Source organism: Amycolatopsis sp. NPDC049159, from assembly GCF_040648295.1.
GTDB lineage: Bacteria > Actinomycetota > Actinomycetes > Mycobacteriales > Pseudonocardiaceae > Amycolatopsis > Amycolatopsis pretoriensis_A.
This window is the reverse complement of record NZ_JBEZDL010000026.1, coordinates 11843-33662: the sequence shown is the minus strand read 5'-3', so window position 1 is coordinate 33662 and position 21820 is coordinate 11843. Positions and strand designations below refer to the sequence as shown.

Genomic DNA, 21820 nt, shown 5'->3' with positions numbered 1-21820 from the left:
GTCCCTTGTCGGCGATGGTGACGGCGAGCAGCAGCACGCTGATGACGACGAGGGCGATCGCGAGCCGGTGCAGGCCGGCCGAGTCGGCGTGCGGGCCGTAGCAGAGCGCGATGAGCGTCGAAGCGACGATCGCGCCCAGGTACTGGGCCGTGCGGAACAGGCCGCTCGCGGTGCCCATCTGCTCGGCGGGTGCCTCGCGGTAGAGCGTCGTCTGGTTCGCGACGCTGGTCAGGCCCTGCGCCAGGCCGAACAACGCGGCCAGCGCGAGCAGCGCGCCGATCCACGTGCCGTCGTGGACGAACAGCAGCAGCGCCGAGCCGCCGGCCAGGGCGACCGCGACGGTGACCAGCCGTGCCTTGAGCCCGGACGCGCGCCCCGAGAACGCCGCCGCGCACACCGCCGTGCCCGACATCGGCAGCAGCATCAGCCCGGCGGCCTCCTCGGACAGGTGCCGCGCGGTCTCGAGCCATTGGACGTAGCCGAACATGATCGCGTAGATCGCCATGAAGCTCAGAGCCTGCCGCAGGTAGGTGCGCAGGATCGCGGTGTTCGCGGCGAGCATCCGGAGGTCGAGGAAGGGCGTGTCGCGCCGCAGTTCGACGAGGGTGAACGCGATCCCGAACGCGGCGACGACGGCGAGCAGCCAGGCGTCGGCACCCGGGTCCATCAGGAAGAACAGCAGCGCCAGCAGCGTCGCGGAGAACAGCGCGATGCCGAGGACGTCGATGCGGGTGGCGCTGCGCGCACCGCGGTCGTCCTTCGGCACCCACGCCCATGCCAGCACCAGCGACAGCCCGGCGAGCGGGATGTTGACGGCGAAAATCGCGGGCCAGCCGAAGAGGCCGATCAGCACGCCGCCGAGCGTCGGGCCGATCACCATCACCGTCTGCGCGGACATCGAGAGCACCGAAAGGACGCGGGCGGGCACGCCCTGGCCGCTCGCTTCGGCGTGGTGGCGCAGCACGGCCATCGCGGCCGGGAACCCGGCGCACGTACCGAGGCCGAGCACGACCCGCACGCCGGTCAGCCAGCCCACCGACAGCGGGACCATGCCCGCGATCCCGGCGATGATCACCAGCGTCGCGCCGCCCAGCAGGACGCGGCGGGCGCCATAGCGGTCCACCAGCAGCCCGACCACCGGCTGCCCGACCGCGGTGGCGAGGTAGAGCGCCGAGATCAGCCAGGCGGTCTGGCCGGGACCGGCGCCGAAGCTCTGCCCGATCGGCACGAGCGCGACGGCGATGAGGGTGGAGTTGATCGGGTTGAGCACCGCGCCGGCCACCAGCGGGGTGACCAGGCGGGCGCCGAACTTGGCGGGTGCGGTGACGGTGGTCGTGAGGAACTCCTTGGTTTTCGCAGGCCGGCTGGATTCAGTGCTGGGCGACGCGCTGGAGCAGCGGCAGCGCGCGCGTGACGGCGTCGAGCTCGGCGGGGGACAGCTCGTCCAGCAGCGCCTGGGCCAGCCACTCTTCGCGGTGCTGGAGGATGCCGCGCACGGTGTCGCTGCCGGCCGCGGAGAGGCTGATCACCACGCGCCGCCGGTCGGCGGGATCGGGCGTGCGGGCGAGGTAACCGAGCTCGTCGAGCACGCCGAGGGTGGCGGCCATGGACTGCTGCCGCACGTGCTCGGCGGCGGCCAGCTCACCCTGCGTCGCGGGTCCTTCGCGGTGCAGCCGGTTGAGCACGGCGGATTGCGACGGCGTGAGGATCCCGGCGTTGTCGACCTGGCGCAGCCGCCGGTGCAGCTGCCCGACGACCCCGCGGATCCAGCCGGCGCTCTCGGCCACGTGCGGAGGTACTTCGCCCATGCACACAGTTTAACTGTTCAGTCCAGACTGTGTATCCGGTGTGACGCACCCCGCTTCCGGGGTGGCGCAGCAGCGCGCCACGAACACCACGCGCCTCACCGGGGGGCTGGGTCGAACTACACGGATCTGCGCACCGAGCCGCCTGACCACGCGATCGGCCGCTCCCGCGGCGGCCAGGCAGGGGACGCGCCGATGTTCCCGCAGCTCATGCGGTACCTGCGCGTCGCTCGGCTTGGCCGCGGGCGAGCCCGCACCCGGCCCGACCGTGTTCGCGGCGACAAGGTGACCGCGGCATCACCGTGGTGATCCCTGAACCTGCCGATCAGGCCGGGTACCGCTCGCTACGACAAGTTGGCCATCGTTTACGGATCCGCGGTCGTCCTGCCTGCCGTGAGCACCTGGGCCAGGGCTTTGTCGGACACGAGCTAGGCGCTGACGCCGAAGAAGGCGAACGGGTCTTCGTTGACGCCGATGCCCTGGATCTGGTGCACGATGATCGCCGCGGCGACCAGGCCGACCACGATGAGCAGGGCCAGCACGCCCGGCCAGCGGCTCTCACCCGGCCGCTGGTGACCGCCCGCGCGCTGCTCGCGCTTGCGGCGTTTCCTGAGGTCCTTCTTGGCGCCCAGCCAGGCGTCGCGCTCGGCGAACTTCTGCCAATCCGGGTTCATCAGGTCCGGGTGCGTCTCGAGGCGCCGGTCGTCCGGATCCTGCGGCTGGTGAGGCTGTGCCATCCCGAGTGCCTTCCCCCTGGGTGACCCGCCGTGACGGGTTCGTAGACTTGTCCATTGTGACCGAGAACGCTCCGCAGCAGACCACCGACCTTCCGGGTGCCTGGGACCCGGCCGCCGAGGAAGCACCGATGTACGACCGCTGGGTAGCGGCCGGGTACTTCACGGCCGACGCCTCGTCGGAGAAGCCGCCGTTCTCGATCGTACTGCCGCCGCCGAACGTGACCGGTTCGCTGCACATGGGCCACGCGCTCAACCACACCCTGATGGACGCGATGAGCCGTCGCCGTCGCATGCAGGGCTACGAGGTGCTGTGGCTGCCGGGCATGGACCACGCGGGCATCGCGACGCAGAACGTCGTCGAGCGCCAGCTGGCCGGCGAGGGCCTTTCCCGCCACGACCTGGGCCGCGAGAAGTTCGTCGAGCGCGTCTGGGAGTGGAAGGCCGAGTACGGCGGCAAGATCCTGGGCCAGATGAAGCGCCTCGGCGACGGCGTCGACTGGTCGCGTGAGCGCTTCACCATGGACGAGAACCTGTCCAAGGCCGTCCAGACGGTGTTCAAGAACTTCTTCGACGAGGGCCTGATCTACCGCGCCGAGCGGATCATCAACTGGTGCCCGCGCTGCCAGACGGCGCTGTCGGACATCGAGGTCGACCACAACGACGACGACGGCGAACTCGTCTCGATCCGCTACGGCGACGGTGACGACGCCATCGTCGTGGCCACGACCCGCGCGGAGACGATGCTGGGCGACACCGCGGTCGCCGTCCACCCGGACGACGAGCGGTACGCGCACCTGGTCGGCACCGAGGTCGAGCTCCCGCTGACCGGCCGCCGCATCCCGATCGTGGCCGACAAGCACGTCGACCCGGAGTTCGGCACGGGCGCGGTCAAGGTGACCCCGGCGCACGACCCGAACGACTTCGAGATCGGCCGCCGCCACGACCTGCCGATGCTCACGGTGATGAACGAGCGCGCCGAGATCACGGTTGCCGGCCCGTTCCAGGGCCTCGACCGCTTCGAGGCGCGGCCCGCGGTGGTCGCGGCGCTGCGCGAGCTCGGCCGGATCGTCGCCGAGAAGCGCCCGTACGTGCACGCGGTCGGCCACTGCTCCCGCTGCGACACGGTCGTCGAGCCGCGGCTGTCGCTGCAGTGGTGGGTCAAGGTCGAGGAGCTGGCCAAGCTGGCCGGCGACGCGGTCCGCGACGGCCGCACCAAGATCCACCCGCCGGAGCTGGGCAAGCGGTACTTCGACTGGGTCGACAACATGCACGACTGGACGATTTCGCGCCAGCTGTGGTGGGGCCACCGCATCCCGGTGTACTACGGCCCGGACGGCGAAGTCGTGTGCGTCGGCCCGGACGAGCAGCCGCCGACGGGTGAGGGCTGGACGCAGGACCCGGACGTGCTGGACACGTGGTTCTCGTCGGGCCTGTGGCCGATGTCGACGCTGGGCTGGCCGTCTTCTTCCGAGGACTTGGCGAAGTTCTACCCGACCAGTGTGTTGTCGACGGGCTACGACATCCTGTTCTTCTGGGTCGTCCGGATGATGATGTTCGGCGTGCACCAGATGCAGGGTGCGCAGCCCTTCGACCACGTCTACCTGCACGGGCTGATCCGCGACGCGCAGGGCAAGAAGATGTCGAAGTCGCGCGGCAACGTGATCGACCCGCTGGAGTGGATGGACGCGTACGGCGCGGACGCCACGAGGTTCACCTTGGCCCGCGGCGCGAACCCGGGCGCGGACATGGCACTGGCCGACGAGTGGGCGGCGGGCTCCCGCAACTTCTGCACGAAGCTGTGGAACGCCACGAAGTTCGCGATGATGAACGGCGCTTCGGTCGCTTCGCCGTTGCCTGCGGCGTCCTCGCTGACCGAAGCCGACCGCTGGATCCTGGGCCGGCTCGGTGCTTTGGTGTCCGAAGTGGACGGCCTGTTCGAGGACTTCCAGTTCGCGAAGGTGGCGGGCGCGCTCTACCAGTTCACGTGGAACGAGCTGTGCGACTGGTACCTGGAGCTGGCGAAGGTCCAGCTGTACCAAGGGGATCCCTCGCGGGTGTCCGCGACGCGGTCGGTGCTGGGCCACGTGCTGGACACGGTGCTGCGGCTGCTGCACCCGTTCATCCCGTTCATCACGGAGAAGCTCTGGACGGCCCTGACCGGCGGCGAGTCCCTGGTGATCGCCGCCTGGCCTTCCGCGCCCGCGGGTTACACGGACTCCGTGGCCGACGCCCGGATCGCGGACGTCCAGAAGCTGGTGACGGAGATCCGCCGCTTCCGAGCGGACCAGGGCCTGAAGCCGGGCCAGAAGGTGGCGTCCCGCTTGGCGGGCTACACGGGCGGCCACGAGGAGGCGGTCCGATCGCTGGTCCGCCTGACGGCGCCGACGGAGGAGTTCGCGGCCAGCGCGTCCCTGGAGGTCGCCCTGTCCGACGGCGTGGTGACGGTGGAGCTGGACCTGTCGGGCACGGTCGACGTCGCGGCGGAGCGCAAGCGCTTGGAGAAGGACCTGGCGGCGGCCCGGAAGGAGCTGACGCAGACGGAAGCGAAGCTGGGCAACGAGGCTTTCATCGCGAAGGCCCCGGAGCAGGTGGTGGACAAGATCAAGGTCCGCAAGCAGACGGCGGCGGCGGACATCGACCGCATCACGGCCCGCCTGGCGGCTCTGCCCGCTTCCTGATTCCTGAGGTCCGAGGCGGCACTTTCCCTATGAAAGTGCCGCCTCGGACCTCACTTTCATAGGGAAAGTGCCGTCTCGGCCGTCACTCGGTCGTTCGCGCTGCCTCGATCAACGCCACCACCTCTGGTGTCACCCGGCGGTCCGACGGCGTCGCCAAGTACGTCGGCATCCGCGGCGAAGGGTCGCGCAACGGCCGGAACACCACCCCCGGCACCGGCAGCAAGTTGGCGTGCGCCCGGTAGAACACCGTCCACTGCGGACGCCCGAAACCCAACGCTCCCAGCGTGTCCTGGGCCGTCGTGAAATCGGCACCCAGCACCGGCTCGAACCCGGCCTCCCGGCAGCACGAAACGACCAGATCGTGCAGCGGCGGGTTCCGGGCACGGGAACTCAACCGCACCGGAAGCGAAGCCAGCGAAGCGAAAGCGACTTCGGATTCAGCCGCCAGCGCGTGCGAAGCAGGCAGCGCCACCAAGACCTCATCCGTCCACAAGGGAGTGAAGTCGAGTCCGGAGGAAGGCCACGAGCCGCGGACGATGGTCGCGGACAGGGACCCGTCCCGGACGCGCTGAAGCCGCTGGGCGGTCGGGGCGTGGACCAGCTCCAGGGAAACCGCGGGAGCGAGCCGCGCGAAGGCGCCCAACAGCGCGTCCAGCCGATCCCCGAGGCCTTCGCTCGTGCCCAGGCGCAGCAGCGCGGAAGATTCCCGGAATTCCGTAACCGAGTCCGTCGCCCGGTCGGCCGCCGCCAGGACCGCTCGTGCGTGCGGCAGGAACCGCCGGCCCGCCTCCGTCAACGCCACCGCCCGTGTCGTTCGTGAGAACAACGACACCCCCAAACCGCGCTCCAGCCGCCGGATCTGCTGGCTCACCGCCGGCTGGACGATGTGCAGGCGCTCCGCCGCGCGGCCGAAGTGCAGTTCCTCCGCGACCGTCACGAAGTACCTCAGCTGGCGAAGCTCCACGTCAGACCCCATTCATCAGCCTTCGTGATGAGTGTAAGAGCGGACTGCCCATCGAAAAGCGCCGGCCGGACAACCAGGCTCGAGCCATGCCTCACACCACCGTCGACCACACCCGGCTCCACTACGAAGACGCCGGCAGCGGCCCGGCCCTGCTGTTCCTGCACGGCTGGGGGACCAGCGGCCGCGTCTGGCAGTCGTGCCTGCCCGATCTCGTGCGCGACCACCGCGTCGTCACCCTGGACTGGCGCGGGTGCGGCCGCTCGGACCACCCCGCCGAGGGCAACACCATCGACGGGATCGCCGCGGACCTCGCCGCCGTGATCGAGACGCTCGGGATCAAGCCCACTGTCGTCGGCTCCAGCATCGGCGGGGTCTTCGCCACCGAACTCGCGCTGGCCCGCCCCGAGCTCGTCGAGCAGGTCGTCGCCGTCGACAGCCCGGGCTACTGGCCCAGCACCGGCATGCTCGACAAGGTGCACGACCTGCGGAAACGTCTCGTCGACGACCGGGTCGGCACCCTCGAGGACTGGGTGCCCAACTGGGTGGCGCGCCCGGCGCCGGGGCTCGTCGCGTGGACGATCCGCCAGCTGCTCGACTCCGGCGTCTACATCGACGCGCTGTTCACCGAGGTCACCACCTACGACCCGCGGCCGCGCCTGAAGGACCTGAAGGTCCCGATCACCTACCTGCACGGCGAGCTGGACGCCGAGATCCCCCTGGAGGTCCCGCGCGCTTGCGCCGCCGAGACCGGCGCCCGGGTGCACGTCCTCGCCGGCTGCGGCCACCTCCCGCACCAGGAGAACCCGCGCGCGTTCACCGCCGCCCTCCGCGAAATCGCCTGAAGGAGCACGTCGAATGCCGAAACTGACTCTCGGGACCACCGTCGTCCACTACGACCGGACGGGTGAGGGCCCCGCGCTGCTCCTGCTGCACGGCACCGCCGCCTCCCGCGAGCAGTGGGGACCCCTGACGGCGCGGGCAACCGCCTTCACCGTCCTCGCCCCCGACTTCCCCGGCTCGGGGCTGACCACCGACGACGGCGGAGCGATCACCGTCGAAGCGCTCGCCGCCCAGGCCGAAGCCGTGCTGGACCACGCGGGTGCCGAGCGGGCCCACGTCGTCGGGCACTCCCTCGGCGCGGTCGTGGCGGCCCACCTGGCCGGCACCCGCCCGGAGCGCGTCCGGACAGCGGTGCTGCACGCCGCCTGGCCCGCGACGGACACCCGGCAGGACGCCGAGTTCCGGCTCTGGCTGGACCTGCTCGAAACCGGGTCCTTCGCCCGCCTGCTGCCGCTGATGGCCTTCGGCCCGCGCTACTGGGACCAGGCCACCACCGAGAGCAACGAACAGCTCGTCAAGACGCTCGACACGGTGATCCAGCCCGGCGCGGACCGGCAGATCGAGACCGACCGCACCGTCGACCTCCGCCCGGTGCTCGGGAAGATCACCGCGCCGGTGCTGGTGCTCGGCAGCACGCACGACCGGCTGATCACGGCGGACCAGCAGCGCGAGCTGGTCGCCGCGATCCCGGACGCGCGCGCCGCCGAGATCGACGCGGGGCACGGTGCCCCGGCCGAGCTGCCGGACGAGTTCGCCCGGATCGTGCTGGACTACGTGACATCCGGGGCTTCGCCCCGGGGCCCGGGGCTCCGCGACCCGGAGCCCCCGAAAGAGTTCGTCAGCGCAGCGTCTTGAGCACCACCGCGGCCACGCCCGCCATCCCGGCCTTGAGCGGGTGGTAGGCGGCGGCCTCGAAGATGTTCTGGTCCTTGCCGTTGATCCACGCCGAACCGCCGCGCGCGCAGGCGTCGTGGCCGCGCGACGGGCCGAAGGTGTCGACGAACTCCGCTCCCTCCGAGTCCGCGGCCTCGGCCAGGGTCCGGTTCAGCGCCTCCTCGACGCTGCTCAGCCACGCGTAGTCGCCGTCCGCGAACGGCAGCACGTCCGGGCAGTAGCCCTTCTCCGGCGCGATCCGCGGGTAGCCGACCACCAGGATCCGCGCGCGCGGCGACCGCTCGTGGATCGCGGCGAGCACCGCCGCCACCCGCGGCCCGGTGTTGTCGATCGCCGAGGTCACGGAGCCGTCGAAGTGCTTCTCGCAGGGGTTGCCGGTCGGGTCGCTCGCCCGCAGGCCGGGGCACGTTCCGATCAGGCTGCCGAACACGCCTTGGTCGTTGCCGCCGATGCCGAGCGTGACCAGGTCGGTGTCGATCCGCAGCGCGTCCAGCTGCGGCGGGTTGGTGCCGTTGAACGGCACGCCCTGCGGCCGGGTCATGTTCGTGGTGTCCGCGCCGGCGCAGCTGACGTCGGTGAACCGCCCGGCGTGCAGGGCCGCGGCCAGCACCGACGGGTAGTTCGCGGTGGACCGTCCGCAGCCGAGCGGGTCGAACCGCTGGACCGGGATGAACGGCCCGGACGTGTAGGAGTCGCCGAGGGCGACGTAGCTGCCGACGGTCGCCGCGGACGCGGCGGTGGCCGACGCCGTCAGCAGGACGGCTGCCGAGAGGACGGCGGTGAGCAGCCGGGGGATGCGCATGAAGACCTCGTTCTCGCTGGCGGAAACGCTCCTTCCACATCTAGCGAGCGCCGGGCGGCCGAGGTGGGGACTTCACCCGCCAGTCGGGTCACCGTCGCCGTGCTCACGGTAAGTGATCAACGTGCGCCAGAAGAACAGCGACCGGACGGTGCTGCCCGGCAGCAGCCGGGCCGCTTCGCGACGGACCTCGGCCATCGTCGGGAAGTCGTCGGCGACGGGGGCCCTCGGGCCGTCCTCGGGGCCGCCGTTCAGCCGCTCGCCGGCGTAGACGACCAGCCGGGCGAGGGCGTTGACCGGCACCGCCGCGACCGCGCGTGCCCAGTCCACCGGCGTGCTGGGCCGCGCCAGGCCGAGCACCACGAGCACCCCGCCGGGCACCAGCGCGCGGCGCAGCTTGGCCAGCGTCTCGAACGGCATGTGGTGCAGCGACGCCAGGCAGGAGATGAAGTCGTAGTGGGCCTCGGGCAGGGCGTCGGTCGTGACGTCGGCCTGCCGGTAGACGATCTCGCCCGGCCCCGGCGAACCCAGCCCGGCCGCCGCTTCGACCATCGCCGCCGACACGTCGACCGCCTCCACCGCCATGCCGGTCGCGGCCAGCCGCCGCGCGAACCGCCCGGTGCCGCACCCGACGTCCAGCGCGATCCCCGGGCCCGGTGGCAGCTGGTCGAGCAGCAGCGGGTGGTAGTGGTCGTTGTGGTTGAACGGCATGCGTCGAGAGTGCCACCGATCGCGCACGTAGACTCGGAAGGCAAGTGCGAAAACCCCAGGCCGGAGGAGATTCAGTGCCGCAGGATGAGACAGGTCGCAAGCCGGACCTGTCGGATCTCGACAGCTTCGCGGGCGTCGACGAGCTGGGTGCCGAAGGGTACGAGGACTCCGACGACCACGACCCGGAGCTGGACGCGCGCGACACCGCGTTCGACGTCGGCGGCGGCTCGCGCGGCGGCATCGGCGGCGTCGGCCAGCTGGGCGACAACCTCGCCACCGGCCCGGTGCCCGACCTCACCGTGCCCGAGGACACCGAGCTGCACGAGCTCGACGACCAGGGCGAGCCCGAGGTCCACGGCAGCCCGGACGGCCCCGAGGCGCGCCGCGAGCTGATGGCCGTCGAGGCCGAGCTGAACCAGCGCTGGCCGGAGACGAAGATCGAGCCGTCGCTGACCCGGATCTCCGCGCTGACGCAGCTGCTGGGCGAGCCGAACCGCGGCTACCCGGTGCTGCACATCGCCGGGACGAACGGCAAGGGCTCCACGGCCCGGATGATCGACGCGCTGCTGACCCGGATGGGCCTGCGCGTCGGCCGCTACACGAGCCCGCACCTGCAGCTGGTCACCGAGCGGATCGCGCTCGACGGCCACCCGATCTCCGCCGCCCGCTACGCCGAGCTGTGGCACGACATCGCGCCCTACGTGTCCATGGTGGACGGCGCGAGCGCGGACGGCGTCGTGATGAGCAAGTTCGAGATCCTCACCGGGATGGCGTTCGCCGCGTTCGCCGACGCGCCGGTCGAGGCCGCCGTGCTCGAAGCGGGCATGGGCGGGGCCTGGGACGCCACGAACGTCGCCGACGCCGAAGTCGCCGTGATCACCCCGATCGGCCTCGACCACGTCGAGTACCTGGGGCCCGACGCGGTGAGCGCGGCGCGCGAAAAGGCGGGCATCATCAAGGCCGGCTCGGTCGCGGTCATCGCCGAGCAGGACCCCGAGGTGCAGAAGGTGCTGCTCGAACGCGCCGTCGAGGTCGACGCCGCGGTCGCGCGCGCCGGCAGCGAGTTCGGCGTGCTGGAGCGCGAGGTCGCCGTCGGCGGGCAGCTGCTGAAGCTGCAGGGCCTCGGCGGGGTCTACGACGACGTCTTCCTGCCACTGCACGGCGCTCACCAGGCCGCGAACGCCGCACTGGCGCTGGCCGCGGTCGAGGCGTTCTTCGGCGCGGGCAAGGACCGGCAGCTGGTCGTGGAGGCCGTGCGCGAGGCGTTCGCCGAGGTCGAGACGCCGGGACGGCTGGAGCGGGTCCGCGCGGCCCCCGCCGTGATGATCGACGCCGCCCACAACCCGCACGGCGCCCGCGCGCTCGCGACGACCGTGGCCGAGGAGTTCGCCTTCCGCCGCCTGGTCGCGGTGGTCGGCGTGATGGCCGAAAAGGACGCCCGCGGCATCCTCGACGCGCTCGAGCCGGTGGTGTCGGACGTCGTCGTCACGCGCAACTCGTCGCCGCGCTCGATGCCGCTGGAGGAGCTCAACGAGCTCGCGATCTCGGTGTTCGGCGAGGACCGGGTGGTCGCCGAGACCGACCTGGAAACGGCGATCGAGACGGCGATCGCGCTGGTGGAGACCAGTGACGACCCCGAGGAGCCGCTCGCGGGCGGCGGCGTGCTGGTCACCGGGTCGGTGGTCACCGCCGGCGAAACGCGCACCCTGTTCGGGAAGGAGCCGGCGTGAGCGAGCCGACCGAAGCCCCCAAGCCGAAGGACCCGATGAAGGGCTTCCGCGGCGTGATGTCGGGGACCCTGATCATGGAGGGCATCACGGTCGCCCTCGCGCTCCCGGTGGTCAACAAGCTCGGCGGCGGGATCAGCACCGGCGTCGGCTGGACGGTCATCGCGGTGGCCGTGCTGCTGGTCGTGACCTGCGGGTTCGTCAAGCGCCCGTGGGCGGTGCCGCTGATCCTCGCGCTGCAGGTGGTGCTGATCGCGCTGGTGTTCTGGCTGCCGGCGATCACCGTGCTCGGCGTCATCTTCCTGGCGATCTGGCTGTGGCTGCTGTGGCTGCGCAAGGACGTCGCCCGCCGGATGGCGGCCGGCACCCTGGCGAGCCAGCAGCAGCCCCAGGCCTGATCGTCTACAGGTAGTCGCCGTTCGCGACGTCGTCGAGCAGCGACGCGTGGCGGGGTGACCAGCCGAGCAGCTCGCGCGTGAGCGCGCTGGAGACGGGCGCGTCGAGCCCGTAGGCCCGGGCGATGAACGGGCTGACGAAATGGCCGGCGGCCTCGTCCGGGGTCAGCGAGACCACGGGCAGGCCGAGCCCGTGCCCGACCGTCTCCGCGATGCTCCGGAACGGCACGTTCTCGGCGGTCGCGTGCAGCACGCTGCCCGCCGGAGCGCTCTCCAGGGCCAGCCGGAAGACGACCGCGCGTCGAGCCGGTGCACCGCGGGCCACCGGTTGGTGCCGTCGCCGACGTAGGCCGACTGCCCGCTCTTGCGCGCGGTGTCCACGAGCCAGGCGATGAACCCGTGGTCACCGGGGCCGTGGACGGTCGGCGCGAGCCGGACCACGCTCGCGCGCACGCCCTGCCCGGCGAAGTCCAGGCAGGCCCGCTCGCCCGCGATCCGGAAGGCGGCGAGCCCGGCCGCGTCGGGCTCGTCCCGCTCGGTGCTCTCCCGCCCGGCGGGCATGACCAGCGTGCCGGACGTGCTCACGAACGGCTTGCCCGAACCCACCAGGACCGCACCGAGCGCCTCGATCGCGGTGCGGTCGCGGCGGGTCATGTCGGCCAGGTCGCTGAAGTCGCCGCCGAAGGCCATGTGCAGCACGGCGTCCGCGGCTTCGGCGCCGGCGCGCAGGCTGTCGAGGTCCTCCAGCGAGCCCCGGTGCGGGGTGGCGCCCAGCGACTCGAGCCGCGCGGCGGCAGCGTCCGAGCGCGCGAGGCCGGTGACGGTGTGGCCGGCGGCGATCAGCTCGGTGACGACGGCGGGTCCGGTGAGGCCGGAACCGCCGGTGACGAAGACGTGCATGGGGACAACTCCCGGGTAGCGACAGTGACTGACACTACGAACTGTACCGCGTAGTGTCAGTCGCTGTCGCTACCGGTAGGCTGACGTCGTGCCACGCAGCGGAGAAGAAGCGCGCCGCCGCCTTCAGCAGGCGGCGCTGGAGCTGTACCGCGAACGCGGGTTCGACCAGACCACCACGGCCGAGATCGCCGCCCGGGCCGGCGTCACCGAGCGCACGTTCTTCCGGCACTTCCCGGACAAGCGCGAAGTGCTCTTCGACGGCGAAGCCACGCTGCGGGCGGAGCTGGTCGAGTCGGTCGCCGAGGCGCCTGACGGGCTGCCGCCCCTCGAAGTCCTGATCCGCGCGTTCCGGAAGTCCGGGCGGATCCTCGAGGGCAACCGGCCGTTCGCCGAACCGCGGCTCGCGGTCATCGCGGCGACCCCGGCGCTGCGGGAGCGCGATCTGGCCAAGGCCGCGGCGATGGGCGACGCCCTGGCGGCGGCGCTGCGGGCGCGGGGAGTCGCCGACCGGCCGGCCGCGCTCGCCGCGCACATCGGCTGGATCACCTTCCACCACGCGGCCGCAGCGTGGATCGGGGAATCCGCGCGCGGTCTCGACGAGCACCTCGACGAGGCCTTCGCCGATCTGCGCGCGTTGGCGGCGGAGGCGGACGGCTGAGCGCCCGCCTCCGCCGGCAGCTCAGCGCAGCACGACGATCCGCAGCGCGGGGGAGCGCAGGATGTCGGCTTCGCAGAAGCGTCCCTTCACCCACTCGCCGCGGCTGTAGAGCTTCGTCTGGTCGCTGAAGTACGGCGACTTCGGGTTCGCCGACTGCGAGTACGTCAGCAGCGTCGACGAGTCCGGGCACGCGTGCCCGCTGAACCCGACCACCTGGATGTAGCTCGAGCCGTGCGCCACCTCGACGTTGCCGCGCGCCGGGTCCCACACCGGCGTCATCACGTTCAGCACGCCGAGGAAGCCCTGCCCGCCGTGGATCGGGATGCGCTCGCCGTTGCGGGTGACGGCTTGGCCGTCCCGCAGCTTCGCGTCCGGCGGGAGACCGGCCGTGCGCAGGTCCACCAGCGCGTCGCCGAACGCCTTCTGCACGGCGGCGTTCGCCACGTCGAGCGTGTTCGGCGTGGTCAGCGGTGCCTTCGGGTCGAAGGGCACGACGAACCGGTCCACGCTGCCGAGCCGGGCGGCGAACCGCTGGAACAGCAACGAGCCGCGGGTGTCCAGGGTGTACGTGTGGTCCCAGTTCGCCAGCGCGGTGCACGCCGGACCGACCGCCACCGGACCCGACGACGACGGCGCCTGCCCGCCCGGGAAGGATGCGCACAGCTTCGCCAGTTCCGCCGCCGTCAGATCGGCGAACAGGCTGTGGTCGGCGAAGAGCATCTTCTTCGTCGACTCGGTCGTGAAGCCGCCCTTTTCGGCCGTGAGCAACGCTTCCCGCGTGCGCAGCGAGCGTTCGGTGCCGATGTCCCCGACGATGTGCGGGTACCCGGTGATCGGCGCTTTCGCGTTCGCGAGCCAGGCGCTGTCGTTGGCGTTCAGCTCGTAGTCACGGCTTTGCTGCTGCGGCAGCCGCGACGGCGCGAAGATGCCCGGTTCGAGCGCGCCGGGATCGGAACCCCACTGGCACGAGGACTTCGAACCGTCCAAAATGGCCAGTCCGACCTGCTCGAACGTCCCCTGCCCCAACGGGGTGCCGCACGCCTTCGCCTGCTCGTCGGTGACGTGCGGGACCACCTGGATGTCGGCGTAGAGCGCGTTGCCCGCCCGGTCGGTGGCGATGGTGTTGACCCACGGGACGCCCTGGGTGCGGCTCAGCGCGCGGACGACGTCGGCCGTGCTGCGGGACTGGTCGAGCTCGAACCACGTGTTGAGCCCGCGCAGGTTCGTCGCGTTGGCGTCGCGCACCGCGTACGCCGACTTCGTCGTCCACGGCAGCGGGATGCCCTGGAAGTCGGCCAGCACCGGGCCGTAGCGCGTCGACCAGAACGTCTGCCGGACCGGCTGCACCGAGCCGTCGGCCTGGCGCACCTGGACCGTGACGCCGGCCGACGTCATCTTCTCGGGCTTGCCGTCGACGAGGTAGGTCGTCGGGTCGCCCGCCTGCAGCGGCACCTCGAAGAGGCCGAACGTGACCGGCGTGGACACCGTGTGCGTCCAGGCCGCGTCCGCGGTGTGCCCGATCTGGACGAACGGCATGCCGAGCAGGCTCGCGCCGGCGACGTCGAACCGGCCCGGGATGGTCAGCTGGCTCTGCCAGAACCGCCGCCCGTCGTGCCACGGGTAGTGCGGGTTGCCGAGCAGCACGCTGCCCCGGCCGGACGCGGTCGAGTCCGCGCCGATCGCGAGGCCGTTGCTGCCCAGCCCGGTCCCGCCGAGCGCCTTGCGCACCTGGTCCGAGAGCTGCCCGGCGGTGCCCGGGGCCGGCGCCGGTGTGGTGCCGGACGGCGGTGCGGTGAACAGGCTTTCGGTGACCACGCCCTGCCCGCCGGTGATCGCGATGGCGTAGAAGTGCCGGTAGAAGTCCTGCTCGGTGATGGGCCGGACCCAGTCCGCGCCGCGGCACGCCGGGTCCGAGATCCCGGATTTGCCGGTGCGCGCCAGGAAGGCGTTGAAGCCCTTCACATAGCCGGAAACGATCTGCCGGACCTCGGGCCGCGGCCCCTGCGGCGCGGGCTGCGCGGCCAGCCTGTCGACGATCCCCGAGTCGTTGATCCGTTGGAAGAACAGGTCGCTGTGCAGGTTGTTCGCCGCCTCGGACAACGACGGGTAGCCGTCGCCGCCCGGGCCCAGGTACTTCGACCGCTGCGCGCTCACCGTCAGGTAGATGTTCGCGAGCTCGCAGACGTTGTCGGTCGCCGCCGCGAAGCCGTACCCGTAGCCCAGGCCGGCGAAGTCCTTCGCGACGATGTGCGGGATGCCGTGTTCGGTGTAGCGGAGGACGGCCTTGCCGCCGCTTTCCTGGCCCGCTTCCGCGATGCCGGTCCCCAGTGTGGTGACGGTGAGTGCCGCTGTCAGAACCGCCAGGGTTTTCCTGAATGGTCTCATCTGACCCCCTTGTCGTGATCGCCACGCTACCGACGGCGAGCACCGCCGGGGATGGGGGAAACCCCCGATATCCGTTCACCCGCGCGCAAACCCGCGTTGGCCGGGGCGGGATAGAAACCGCGCATGACCGAACCGACCCACCACTCCCGCCGCACCCTGCTCAAGGCCGGTCTCACCGGCGCCGCCGCCACGCTCGTGCTGCCGTCGACGGCCTTCGCCGCGGTCCCGCTCGTCCGCCGCGACCGGCCCGTGCTGACCCACGGCGTCTCCTCCGGCGACGTCACCCCCGGCTCGGCGATCGTCTGGTCGCGCGCGGACCGCCCGTCGCGGCTCGCCGTCGAGATCGCGCGCGACCCGTCCTTCCGGCACGCCCGGCGGGTGCCCGGCCCCCTCGCCGGCCCGGCCACCGGGGGCACCGGGCAGGTCCGCGTCGCCGCCCTGCGGCCCGGCACGGAGTACCACTACCGCGTGACGGCGGAGTCCCTCGACGGGCGCGCCACGAGCGAGCCGCTGACCGGCCGGTTCGCCACGGCGCCGGTGGGCCGCCGCGACACCCGGATCGTCTGGTCCGGCGACGTCGTCGGCCAGAACTGGGGCATCAACCCGGACCGGGGCGGGATGACGATCTTCTCGGCGATGGCCGCCCGCCACCCGGACCTCTTCCTGCACAGCGGCGACACGGTGTACGCGGACGGCCCGCTGACCGAAACCGTGGCCCTGCCCGGCGGCCGGACGTGGCGCAACGTCGTCACGGCGGAGAAGTCGAAGGTCGCCGAGACGCTCGACGAGTTCCGCGGCCAGCACGCGTACAACCGGCTCGACGAGAACTTCCGCCGCTTCGCCGCGCAGGTGCCTGCCTACATCCAGTGGGACGACCACGAAGTCTCCAACAACTGGTACCCGGGCGAAGTCCTCGACAACCCGGCCTACACCGAGAAGCGCACCGACGTCCTCGCGCCGCGGGCGTACCAGGCGTTTCACGAGTGGCACCCGATCGACGCCCGCCAGGCGGTCGACGGCCGCGTCTACCGCAGCTTCCGCTACGGCTCGCGCGTGGAGATCTTCGTGCTGGACATGCGGACCTACCGCAACGCCAACACCGCGGACCAGACCAAGCCCGGTTACATCCTCGGCGACCGGCAGGCCCGCTGGCTGGCCGACGCGCTCGGGCGCAGCACGGCGACGTGGAAGATCGTCCAGGCGGACATGCCGCTCGGCCTGGTCGTCCCCGACGGCAAGGACATCGAAGCGGTGGCGAACAACCTGCCGGGTGCGCCGGGCGGCCGCGAGACCGAGCTGGCCTGGGTGCTGCGGGAGATCCAGCGCCGCCGGGTCCGCAACGTCGTCTGGCTGACCGCCGACGTCCACTACACCGCGGCGCACCACTATTCGCCCGACCGCGCGGCCTTCCCGGACTTCGACCCCTTCTGGGAGTTCGTGTCCGGACCGCTGAACGCGGGCGCGTTCGGCCCGAACCAGCTCGACCCGACGTTCGGCCCGGAAGCGGTCTTCGTGCACGCCCCGCCGGTCGCGAACACCGCCCCGATCGACGGCTTCCAGCACTTCGGCGAGCTGAACGTCGACGGCGCGAGCGGCGACCTCACGGTGGACCTCCGCGACGCCACGGGGGCTTCGCTGTGGTCGAAGAAGCTGCACGCGCAGGGCCGCTGAGAGGGTCGGCTACGCTCACGCGCACCGATACGCAACCGCAACAAGGAGAAACACCGTCGTGACTGAACGCACGCTGGTCCTGGTCAAGCCCGATGGCGTCGCGCGCGGCCTCGTCGGCGAGGTCATCTCGCGGATCGAGCGCAAGGGCCTCAACCTCGTCGCCGTCGAACTGCGGACCGTGCCGCAGGCGCTGGCCGAGGAGCACTACGCCGAGCACAAGGAGCGTTCGTTCTTCGGCGAGCTGCTGGAGTTCATCACGTCGGGCCCGCTGGTCGCGCTCGCCGTCGAGGGCCCGCGCGCGATCGCCGCGTTCCGCCAGCTGGCCGGCGGCACCGACCCGGTCGAGAAGGCCACCCCGGGCACCATCCGCGGCGACTTCGCGCTGGAGACCCAGTACAACCTGGTGCACGGCTCGGACTCGCCGGAGTCGGCCGAGCGCGAGCTGAAGCTCTGGTTCCCCGACCTGTGATCGACACCGGGGCCGCGCGCGAGCGTGGCCCCGGTTCCCGCCCGGAGCGCCGATGACCACGATGCCCTTCCCCGCCCGCGACTACCTGCCCGTGCTGCGGGAGCTGACGGGCGCGTTCGCCGACGCCCTGCGCACCGGCGACCCGGCCGCGAAGGTGCCCGATTGCGGCGACTGGACCCTCGCCGACCTCGGTGCGCACCTCGGGAGCGTGCACCGCTGGGTCGCCGCGGTCCTCCGGACGGGTGAGCCGCAGCCCGACGACTTCGAAGCCGGGCCCGATCTCGTGTCGTGGTACGCCGAAAGCGCGCGGCTGCTGCTCGACGAGCTTTCCGCCGCCGAGCCGGGCGATCGCTGCTGGCACTTCGGCGGCACCGAAAAGACGAAGGCGTTCTGGTTCCGCCGCCAGGTGCACGAAACCGCCGTCCACCTGGTCGACGCCGGGAGTGCGTACGTCCTCGACCCGGCCGTGGCCGCGGACGGCATCGACGAAGTCCTCGGCGCGATGCTGCCCCGCGTGACGCGCTGGCACGCCGTGCCCGAGCTGCCGGGCCCGGTTTCCCTGCGCGCCACCGACACCGGTGACGTCTGGACCGTGCACCCCGGCGAGCCGCCCGCGCTGGGCCCGGCCACCGACGGCGCGTCCGTCGAAGCGCCCGCCCGCGATCTCCTGCTGCGGCTGTGGAAGCGCACCGGCCCGGACCCGCGCGTCGAAGGCGACGCCGCGGCCGCGCTGCTCGCCGCGGCCCTCACGCCCTGATGGTGTTCTAGACCATTCAGGCGGCGTTCACCGGGAAGCCTTCCCCCGGCCGTGCCACTGCGCTGTGCTGAATCGGCCCACTCTCACTCGATACTGGGGTACCCGGTGAAGAAGTCACGTGTCGCGTTGCCGTTCGTCGCCCTGGTCGCGACGGCGTTCGCCGCTCCCGCCCACGCCGACCCGCTCCGGGCGCCGCTCGGCACGCCGCCGGTCGAGGCCGCGCCCGCCGCGTCGTCGGACCGCCAGGGCCCGGCCGCCTTCGCCGCCGCGGTCCCGGACGACGGGCTCGTCACCGGCAGCGCGACCACCGAGGTCGCGCCCGGGCTGAACCTCACCCAGTTCGACCGGTTCGACCCGGCGGGCTGGATCCGCGGCGACACCCTCGCCGTCGACCTGGGCAGCAAGGTCGTGCGGCCCACGTACCTCAGCCCCGGCACGGTTTCCGCGCGCACGCCGCTTTCGCAGCAGATCGCGCGCACGGGCGCGGTCGCCGGCGTCAACGGCGACTTCTTCGACATCAACGCCACCGGCGCGCCGATCGGCGTCGGCATCGACCGCGGGCAGCTGCAGACCGCGCCCGCCGCCGGTCACAACCTCACCGCGTCGATCACCGGCGAAGGCAAGGCGCGGCTGGCTTCGGTCTTCCTCGAAGCCACCGTGACGCTGCCGGGTGGCGCGGCGAAGGCCACGAACTTCAACAGCCCGGTCCTCGGCACCGACGCGATCGGCGTCTACACGCCGCTGTGGGGCACTTCCGGGCGCGCGACCTCGGTGGCCGGGGCGTCGCGCGTGCGCGAGGTCGAGCTGCGCGACGGCGTCGTCACCGCCGTGCGCGAACAACCCGCGAGCGGCCCGATCGCGGCGGGCACGACGCTGCTGCTGGCCCGCGAAGCCGGGGCGGACGCGCTCGCCGCGCTCAAGCCGGGTGACCCGGTCGGCGTCACGTATGCACCCAGGTCGGACGCCGGGAAGATCGCGGTCGCCGTGGGCGGCAACGAAGTCCTGCTCCGCGACGGCGTCGTGCAGCCGGTCGACGACGTGGCCATGCACCCGCGGACCGCGGTCGGGTTCTCCGCCGACGGCAGGCGGCTGTGGCTGGCCACTGTGGACGGACGGCAGGCCGACAGCCGCGGCCTCACCGAGCTGGAACTGGCCCGGCACATGAAGAGCCTCGGCGCCGACGACGCGATCAACCTCGACGGCGGCGGCTCGTCGACGCTCCTGGCGCGCAACGAGGGCGAAGCCGCGCCGAGCGTCCGGAACTCGCCGTCCGACGGCGGGGAACGCCTGGTGCCCAACGGGATCGGCTTCACGACCGTGCCGGGCAGCGGCAGGCTCACCGGCTTCGCGCCCGCTCCCGCCGTGACGGCGGACGGCGCGGACCGCGTGCTGTCCGGCCTGAGCCGGCACCTGGTCGCCGACGGCCACGACGAGACCGGCGCCGCGGTGGCCGCCGAGCCACGCTGGAGCACGTCGGACCCGCGGCGGGCGACCGTGACGCGCGGGGTCGTCACCGGCCACGGCCCGGGCACGGTCGACGTCGTCGCGAAGTCCGGCCGCGCGTCCGGGAAGACGACGCTTTCCGTGCTGGGCAAGGCGGTCCGGCTGGGCACGAGCACCGAGCAGGTCGCGCTGTCGGCCGCCGGCGCCCGGAGCACCTTCAAGGTCTACGGCTACGACGCCGACGGCTACGGCACCTGGCTGGAACCCGACGACGTCAAGCTCGATTACGACCACTCGGTCGTGCGGGTCGAGCCCTCGGGCGACGGGTACGCGGTGACCGCGCTGACCGCGTCCGGGGCGACCTCGATCACCGCGTCGGCCGCGGGTTTCACCACGCACCTGGCCGCTTCGGTGGGCACCGTGCCCCGGATCGCCGCCCCGCTGGACGGCCCGGCGGGCTGGACGGCGACGGTGTTCCCGGCGGTCGTCGGCGCGGCGCTGTCGGCGGCGCCCGGGCGTGACGGCGGCGCCGGTCTCGCCCTGGACTACCGGCTGACCGGCACGAACGCCACGCGCGCGGCTTACGTGACGCCGTCCGCCGCCCTGGCCGTCCCGGCGGGCACCCAGAAGATCGGGCTGTGGGTGAACGGCGACGGCAAGGGCGCGTGGCTGCGGGCCGAGCTGCGCGACGCCGCGAACGTGGCGTCCGTCGTCGACCTTTCGCTGAGCGTGGACTGGACGGGCTGGCGGTACGTCACCGCCGCGGTCCCGGCCGGGCTGCCCGACGGCCAGCGCCTCGCGCGCTTCTACGCCGTCGAAAACGTGCCGGACCAGCAGTACGAGGGCCGGCTGGTGTTCGACGACCTGACCTTCGAGGTGGCCCCGACGACCCCGGTGCCCGCCGACCCGGCCCCGCGCGACCCCGCGCTGGTCACCGACGGCGTGCTGACCGGCGGCCTGCGCGTCGCGGTGGTCAGCGACGCCCAGTTCACCGCCGACGACCCGGCGGGCCCGCTCGTCGCCCAGGCCCGGCGCGCGCTGCGCGAAGCCGTCGCGGCGAAGCCGGACCTGGTGCTGATCAACGGCGACTTCGTGGACCGGGGCACGCCGCCCGACTTCGCGCTGGCCCGCCAGGTGCTCACCGACGAGCTGGACGGCAAGGTGCCCTGGTACTACGTGCCGGGCAACCACGAAGCCGAGGCGGGCAACGGGCTCGCGAACTTCCAGGCGGTCTTCGGCGAGACCCACCGCGTCGTCGACGTGCACGGCGTCCGGCTGGTGCTGCTGGACTCCTCGCGGGGTTCGTTGCGCGCCGGCGGGTTCGACCAGGTCCGGATGCTGCGCTCGGCACTCGATTCGGCGGCCGCGGACCGGTCCGTGCGCGGCGTCGTCGTCGCCATGCACCACCCGGTCGAGGACCCCAGCCCGACCGGGAACTCGCAGCTCGGCGACCGGAAGGAAGCCTCGCTGCTGACCCGGTGGCTGACCGGGTTCGAGCAGGCGACCGGCAAGCCCGCCGCTTCGGTGGCTTCGCACGCCGGCGTGTTCTCGCTGTCCCGGGTGGACGGCGTGCCGTACCTGGTCAACGGCAACTCGGGCAAGGCACCCGCGGCGGCACCGGGCGACGGCGGGTTCGTCGGCTGGACGCTGCTGCGCGTCGACCCGGCCGACCGCGCCCAGCCGGTGCGCTTCGAGACGCGGCCGAACGTCGACTCGCTGACGCTGGCCGGGCCCTCCTCGCTGGCACGCGGTGAGCGCGCGGTCGTGCGCGCTTCGGTCCGGCAGGGCACGCGGGACGTGCCGGTGTCGTACCCGGTGAGCGCGGACTGGGCGGTCGGCTGGGGCGTCGTCGCGTTCGACCCGGCTTCGGGCGTGCTGACGGCGTTGCGGCCGGGTGTCGCGCGGCTGTCGGTGACGGTCAACGGGGTGACCGAATCCCTGGTCGTGACCGTGCGCGGCTAATCCGTTCGGTTTTTGTCGGTGCCCG

General features: G+C 72.3%; 19 protein-coding genes. 10 read left to right on the top strand and 9 right to left on the bottom strand.

The features are described 5' to 3' along the window. The 3 genes from AB0B33_RS38530 to AB0B33_RS38520 all read right to left on the bottom strand — a co-directional run. The coding region (locus AB0B33_RS38530) for an MFS transporter (RefSeq protein ID WP_360781341.1) at positions 1-1282 on the bottom strand (1282 nt) is incomplete at its 3' end. 88 nt (positions 1283-1370) lie between these two features. Continuing rightward, positions 1371-1808, bottom strand: a complete 438-nt coding sequence (locus tag AB0B33_RS38525; protein ID WP_247020628.1) for a MarR family transcriptional regulator — start codon at positions 1806-1808, stop codon at positions 1371-1373. A 425-nt stretch (positions 1809-2233) separates the two neighbouring features. Beyond that, on the bottom strand, positions 2234-2542 hold the full coding sequence (locus tag AB0B33_RS38520; protein ID WP_360781339.1) for a hypothetical protein: 309 nt from the start codon (positions 2540-2542) through the stop codon (positions 2234-2236). A gap of 56 nt (positions 2543-2598) precedes the next feature. On the opposite strand from AB0B33_RS38520, the gene AB0B33_RS38515 reads away from it, so the two are divergent. Continuing rightward, positions 2599-5220, top strand: coding sequence for a valine--tRNA ligase (locus AB0B33_RS38515; RefSeq protein ID WP_360781337.1), 2622 nt, complete (start codon positions 2599-2601; stop codon positions 5218-5220). An 82-nt stretch (positions 5221-5302) separates the two neighbouring features. Here AB0B33_RS38515 and AB0B33_RS38510 read toward each other — a convergent pair whose 3' ends face one another. Then, a complete protein-coding gene (locus tag AB0B33_RS38510; protein WP_360781335.1) occupies positions 5303-6196 on the bottom strand; it encodes a LysR family transcriptional regulator in 894 nt (297 codons plus the stop codon). 74 nt (positions 6197-6270) lie between these two features. Between AB0B33_RS38510 and AB0B33_RS38505 the strand changes: the two genes are divergently transcribed. Both AB0B33_RS38505 and AB0B33_RS38500 read left to right on the top strand, forming a co-directional pair. Continuing rightward, on the top strand, positions 6271-7026 hold the full coding sequence (locus tag AB0B33_RS38505) for an alpha/beta hydrolase (protein ID WP_360781333.1): 756 nt from the start codon (positions 6271-6273) through the stop codon (positions 7024-7026). Between the two features lie 13 nt (positions 7027-7039). Next, positions 7040-7879: an alpha/beta hydrolase gene (locus tag AB0B33_RS38500; protein WP_360781331.1), complete on the top strand. Its 840-nt coding sequence runs from the start codon at positions 7040-7042 to the stop codon at positions 7877-7879. On the opposite strand, the gene AB0B33_RS38495 is transcribed toward AB0B33_RS38500, so the two are convergent. Next, entirely contained in the window at positions 7863-8720 is an 858-nt protein-coding gene (locus tag AB0B33_RS38495) for an SGNH/GDSL hydrolase family protein (protein ID WP_360781329.1), read from the bottom strand. The two genes, AB0B33_RS38500 and AB0B33_RS38495, sit on opposite strands and share 17 nt — an antisense overlap. Before the next feature lie 72 nt (positions 8721-8792). Beyond that, a complete protein-coding gene (locus AB0B33_RS38490; protein ID WP_247020643.1) occupies positions 8793-9428 on the bottom strand; it encodes a class I SAM-dependent methyltransferase in 636 nt (211 codons plus the stop codon). Between the two features lie 74 nt (positions 9429-9502). Here AB0B33_RS38490 and AB0B33_RS38485 point away from each other — a divergent pair, with 74 nt between their 5' ends. Further along, positions 9503-11158 (top strand): folylpolyglutamate synthase/dihydrofolate synthase family protein, encoded by a 1656-nt coding sequence (locus AB0B33_RS38485; RefSeq protein ID WP_360781327.1) that lies wholly within the window; start codon positions 9503-9505, stop codon positions 11156-11158. Then, positions 11155-11553 (top strand): DUF4233 domain-containing protein, encoded by a 399-nt coding sequence (locus AB0B33_RS38480; protein ID WP_247020646.1) that lies wholly within the window; start codon positions 11155-11157, stop codon positions 11551-11553. Before AB0B33_RS38485 ends, AB0B33_RS38480 begins: the two co-directional genes overlap by 4 nt. 4 nt (positions 11554-11557) lie before the next feature. Here the strand turns inward: AB0B33_RS38480 and AB0B33_RS38475 are convergent, their stop codons facing one another. Both AB0B33_RS38475 and AB0B33_RS38470 read right to left on the bottom strand, forming a co-directional pair. Next, on the bottom strand, positions 11558-11728 hold the full coding sequence (locus AB0B33_RS38475) for a hypothetical protein (RefSeq protein WP_360781324.1): 171 nt from the start codon (positions 11726-11728) through the stop codon (positions 11558-11560). Beyond that, positions 11716-12450 (bottom strand): NAD-dependent epimerase/dehydratase family protein, encoded by a 735-nt coding sequence (locus AB0B33_RS38470; protein WP_360781322.1) that lies wholly within the window; start codon positions 12448-12450, stop codon positions 11716-11718. The genes AB0B33_RS38475 and AB0B33_RS38470 overlap by 13 nt, the downstream gene beginning before the upstream one ends. A gap of 88 nt (positions 12451-12538) precedes the next feature. Between AB0B33_RS38470 and AB0B33_RS38465 the strand changes: the two genes are divergently transcribed. Beyond that, positions 12539-13108 (top strand): TetR family transcriptional regulator, encoded by a 570-nt coding sequence (locus AB0B33_RS38465; protein ID WP_360781320.1) that lies wholly within the window; start codon positions 12539-12541, stop codon positions 13106-13108. Positions 13109-13129: 21 nt separating this feature from the next. Here the strand turns inward: AB0B33_RS38465 and AB0B33_RS38460 are convergent, their stop codons facing one another. After that, positions 13130-15493, bottom strand: a complete 2364-nt coding sequence (locus tag AB0B33_RS38460) for a penicillin acylase family protein (protein ID WP_360781318.1) — start codon at positions 15491-15493, stop codon at positions 13130-13132. A gap of 123 nt (positions 15494-15616) precedes the next feature. On the opposite strand from AB0B33_RS38460, the gene AB0B33_RS38455 reads away from it, so the two are divergent. The 4 genes from AB0B33_RS38455 (at position 15617) to AB0B33_RS38440 (ending at position 21795) form a co-directional block, all read left to right on the top strand. Further along, positions 15617-17164 carry an alkaline phosphatase D family protein gene (locus AB0B33_RS38455; protein WP_360781316.1) on the top strand — a complete coding sequence of 516 codons (1548 nt, stop codon included), beginning with the start codon at positions 15617-15619 and terminating at the stop codon, positions 17162-17164. Positions 17165-17222: 58 nt separating this feature from the next. After that, entirely contained in the window at positions 17223-17633 is a 411-nt protein-coding gene (gene ndk, locus AB0B33_RS38450; RefSeq protein WP_247020679.1) for a nucleoside-diphosphate kinase, read from the top strand. 52 nt (positions 17634-17685) lie between these two features. Beyond that, positions 17686-18390, top strand: a complete 705-nt coding sequence (locus AB0B33_RS38445) for a maleylpyruvate isomerase family mycothiol-dependent enzyme (RefSeq protein ID WP_360781314.1) — start codon at positions 17686-17688, stop codon at positions 18388-18390. A gap of 126 nt (positions 18391-18516) precedes the next feature. After that, on the top strand, positions 18517-21795 hold the full coding sequence (locus tag AB0B33_RS38440; protein WP_360781485.1) for a phosphodiester glycosidase family protein: 3279 nt from the start codon (positions 18517-18519) through the stop codon (positions 21793-21795). Positions 21796-21820 lie beyond the last annotated feature (25 nt).

What these genes read in the sequence shown, in the direction of transcription:
- AB0B33_RS38525 (WP_247020628.1), bottom strand. Translation starts at nt 1,808, where the DNA reads ATGGGCGAAGTACCTCCGCACGTGGCCGAGAGCGCCGGCTGGATCCGC.
- AB0B33_RS38520 (WP_360781339.1), bottom strand. Translation starts at nt 2,542, where the DNA reads ATGGCACAGCCTCACCAGCCGCAGGATCCGGACGACCGGCGCCTCGAG.
- AB0B33_RS38510 (WP_360781335.1), bottom strand. Translation starts at nt 6,196, where the DNA reads ATGGGGTCTGACGTGGAGCTTCGCCAGCTGAGGTACTTCGTGACGGTC.
- AB0B33_RS38505 (WP_360781333.1), top strand. Translation starts at nt 6,271, where the DNA reads ATGCCTCACACCACCGTCGACCACACCCGGCTCCACTACGAAGACGCC.
- AB0B33_RS38500 (WP_360781331.1), top strand. Translation starts at nt 7,040, where the DNA reads ATGCCGAAACTGACTCTCGGGACCACCGTCGTCCACTACGACCGGACG.
- AB0B33_RS38495 (WP_360781329.1), bottom strand. Translation starts at nt 8,720, where the DNA reads ATGCGCATCCCCCGGCTGCTCACCGCCGTCCTCTCGGCAGCCGTCCTG.
- AB0B33_RS38490 (WP_247020643.1), bottom strand. Translation starts at nt 9,428, where the DNA reads ATGCCGTTCAACCACAACGACCACTACCACCCGCTGCTGCTCGACCAG.
- AB0B33_RS38470 (WP_360781322.1), bottom strand. Translation starts at nt 12,450, where the DNA reads ATGCACGTCTTCGTCACCGGCGGTTCCGGCCTCACCGGACCCGCCGTC.
- AB0B33_RS38460 (WP_360781318.1), bottom strand. Translation starts at nt 15,493, where the DNA reads ATGAGACCATTCAGGAAAACCCTGGCGGTTCTGACAGCGGCACTCACC.
- AB0B33_RS38455 (WP_360781316.1), top strand. Translation starts at nt 15,617, where the DNA reads ATGACCGAACCGACCCACCACTCCCGCCGCACCCTGCTCAAGGCCGGT.
- AB0B33_RS38445 (WP_360781314.1), top strand. Translation starts at nt 17,686, where the DNA reads ATGACCACGATGCCCTTCCCCGCCCGCGACTACCTGCCCGTGCTGCGG.